Origin of the sequence: Allomesorhizobium camelthorni (assembly GCF_011045125.1) — a bacterium.
GTDB lineage: Bacteria > Pseudomonadota > Alphaproteobacteria > Rhizobiales > Rhizobiaceae > Allomesorhizobium > Allomesorhizobium camelthorni.
This window is the reverse complement of sequence record NZ_JAAKZF010000326.1, coordinates 1-621: the sequence shown is the minus strand read 5'-3', so window position 1 is coordinate 621 and position 621 is coordinate 1. Positions and strand designations below refer to the sequence as shown.

1 protein-coding gene is annotated in these 621 nt (G+C 60.7%); it reads right to left on the bottom strand.

Features of this window, described 5'->3' with window-relative positions:
* Positions 1–254: 254 nt before the first annotated feature.
* A partial coding sequence (locus G6N73_RS36180) for a transposase (protein WP_165034608.1) occupies positions 255–621 on the bottom strand: 367 nt, incomplete at its 5' end.

The window sequence follows — 621 nt, the reverse complement described above, 5'->3', positions numbered from 1 at the left end:
TCTGTAATGGGCCCTTACTCGTCAAGTCCCTTTCGAGTGATCATCACGCCGCTGGGATCATGCTTCTGTCCGTGGTCAGCACGAAGACTGCCACATCATGCCATCAGATCCTTAAGCCGGCAGGTCAATCTAGGACGCGTGATTTGCCGAAGCTTTCACAGCACTACTCCCGACCTTGCCAAGCCCTCGTCCCAGCGACGAGACCTCGAAGAAGCAGCGCCTATGGCGGCCTGCCTCGCTGCCTTGTTCCTCCTTTACGCGGCGACGGTGTCCTTGCCCCAACGGAACTGACTGACATCAGCCCACATGCGGTGAAGAACGGTGGCGAGCTTGCGGGCCAGTGCCACCTTTGCCCGTTTCATGCCGCGCCGCTTCGCCACGTCCATCGCCCAGCGCTTCAAGGCGGAGAACCGCGTGGCGCGCGTCAGCATGATGTGCGCCGCTTCATAGAGTGCGGTTCGCACCATGGAATCGCCGACCTTGGTGATGCCGCCGTCGATGTCGGTCTCCCCGGATTGATACTTCTTGGGCGTCAGTCCGAAGTACGCACCGACGGTTCGGGATTTTGCAAACCGACCCGGATTGTCGACCGCCGAACGATAGGTGAGCGCCACCAGGGCT